Raw genomic sequence first — 2,220 nt, forward strand, 5'->3', positions numbered from 1 at the left:
CAGCGCCCGGCCCGCCCGGCTCCCCGGCCTACCGGCCGACGTCGTCCTTCACCGTCGTGTCGGCGCCCCCGGTCGCCGGAGCGGGTACGGCCGCCGCGGCCGCCCCGTCCCCGTCGGAGTTGATCCGCTCGATGACGGCCAGCCGCTCCGGGGTGTCCTCGGGCCGCAGGAAGCCGATCAGGACGTAGAGGAGCAGAGAGACCGCCAGCGGGACCGACACCTGGTACTGCAACGGCACCCCGCCGTCGACGTTCCAGTTGATCGGGTAGTTGACCAGCCAGAAGGCCAGCAGTCCCATCGCCCAGCTGGTGAGCGCGGCCGTCGGGCCGGACCGGCGGAAGGGCCGCAGCAGGCCGAGCATCATCGGGATCGCGATCGGCCCCATCAGGCCGGCCACCCACTTGATGACGACGGTGATGATGTCCTTGAACGTCGGCGAGTTGACCTGGGTCGCCACCGACATCGACAGGGCGAGGAAGACGACCGTGGTGACCCGGGCCGCGATCAGCCCCGACCGCGCGTTCCAGGACCGGGCCCGCTCGGACAGGACCGGGGCCACGTCCCGGGTGAACACCGCCGCGATCGCGTTGGCGTCGGAGGAGCACATGGCCATGGTGTGCGAGAAGAAGCCGACGACGACCAGGCCCAGCAGACCGTGCGGCAGCAGCTGTTCGGTCATCAGGCCGTAGGAGTCGGAGCCGTCCGGCTTCTGGGCGTGCACCAGCAGCGGTGACATCCACATGGGGAAGAACAGGACCACCGGCCACACCAGCCACAGCGCGGCGGACAGCCGGGCCGAGCGCTCGGCCTCGCGCGGTCCGGCGGTGGCCATGTAGCGCTGGGCCTGGTTGAGCATCCCGCCGTTGTACTCGAAGAGCTTGATGAACAGGAAGGCGAGCAGGAACACCGTGCCGTACGGGCCGGCTAGCCCGTCGCCGTGGCCGTGCAGCGCGGGCTCGTCCCACGCGTCGAAGAACCCGATCCCCTTGTCGCCGAGCTTCAGCACCACCGCGACGAACATCGACAGGCCCGCCAGCAGCTGGATGACGAACTGGCCGAGCTCGGTCAGCGCGTCGGCCCACAGCCCGCCGATGGTGCAGTACACGGCGGTGATACCGCCGGTGATCAGGATGCCCTGGTTCAGCGAGACCCCGGTGAACACGGACAGCAGGGTCGCGATCGCGGCCCACTTCGCGCCGACGTCCACGATCTTCAGCAGCATGCCGGACCAGGCCAGTGCCTGCTGGGTGGGGAGGTTGTAGCGGTTCTTCAGGTACTCCAGCGGCGAGGCCACGTGCAGCCGGGAGCGCAGCCGGTTGATCCGCGGCGCGAACAGCTTCGACCCGATGGCGATGCCGAGCGCGATGGGGAAGGACCAGGTCACGAACGAGGTCACGCCGTAGGTGTAGGCGATGCCCGCGTACCCGGTGAACATCACCGCGCTGTAGCCCGACATGTGGTGCGAGATGCCGGACAGCCACCACGGCATCTTCCCGCCGGCGGTGAAGAAGTCGCTGACGTCGTCCACGCGCTTGTGCGACCAGACGCCGATCGCGACCATCACGCCGAAGTACCCGATGAGCACGGCCCAGTCGAGACTGTTCATGAGCCCCCTTCCAGGGTCCGCCTTGTGAACTCCGCTCAGCTGGTGGGCACTTCGCCTGAGCGGGGAGTGGGCTCCTCAGGCCGCGAAGTGCCCGCTCATCGTGGGTGGTTGTGCGTGGGCACGACAAGCGAGCGGTAGGTCAAGAGCAGGCAAAATAGTTCTGCTAGCTGACCTTGGTTCACCTATATGAACAGTCTGTGGGGGGAGCGGAACGGGCTCAGCGCATCAGCTCCCCGGCGTTGACCAGCAGCGACTGCCCCGTGATCGCCCGCGCCCGGTCGGACGCCAGGAACACCGCCGCGTCCGCCACGTCCCCGTCCGTCGCCAGCTCCGGCAGCGCCATCCGCTCGGTCAGCCGGGACAGCACCTCCCCCTCCGGCACCCCCTCGGTGTGCGCGGTGAACTGCACGTACGCCTGGACCGGCGGCCCCCACATCCAGCCCGGCAGCACGGTGTTGACCCGGATCCGGTACGGCCCCAGCTCCCGTGCCAGCGAGTACATCGCGCTCGTCAGCGCCCCCTTCGAGGCCGCGTACGCCGCCTGCCGCACCTGCGAGGGGGCGGCCACCGCCGACTGGGTCCCGATGAACACCACCGACCCGCCGCCCCGGCCC

The 2,220-nt window shown here is 69.5% G+C and carries 2 protein-coding genes; both read right to left on the reverse strand.

The features are described from left to right. Window positions 1-28: 28 nt before the first annotated feature. Complete coding sequence (locus FNH09_RS46150; RefSeq protein WP_152895838.1) at window positions 29-1,606, reverse strand: sodium:solute symporter family protein; 1,578 nt, start codon at window positions 1,604-1,606, stop codon at window positions 29-31. A gap of 217 nt (window positions 1,607-1,823) precedes the next feature. Next, window positions 1,824-2,220, reverse strand: a 397-nt coding sequence (locus FNH09_RS46155) for an SDR family oxidoreductase (protein WP_152895839.1), incomplete at its 5' end; no start/stop codon positions are given.

This window comes from Streptomyces adustus, from assembly GCF_009377175.1.
GTDB classification, from domain to species: Bacteria; Actinomycetota; Actinomycetes; order Streptomycetales; family Streptomycetaceae; genus Streptomyces; species Streptomyces adustus.

What these genes read in the sequence shown, in the direction of transcription:
- FNH09_RS46150 (WP_152895838.1), bottom strand. Translation starts at nt 1,606, where the DNA reads ATGAACAGTCTCGACTGGGCCGTGCTCATCGGGTACTTCGGCGTGATG.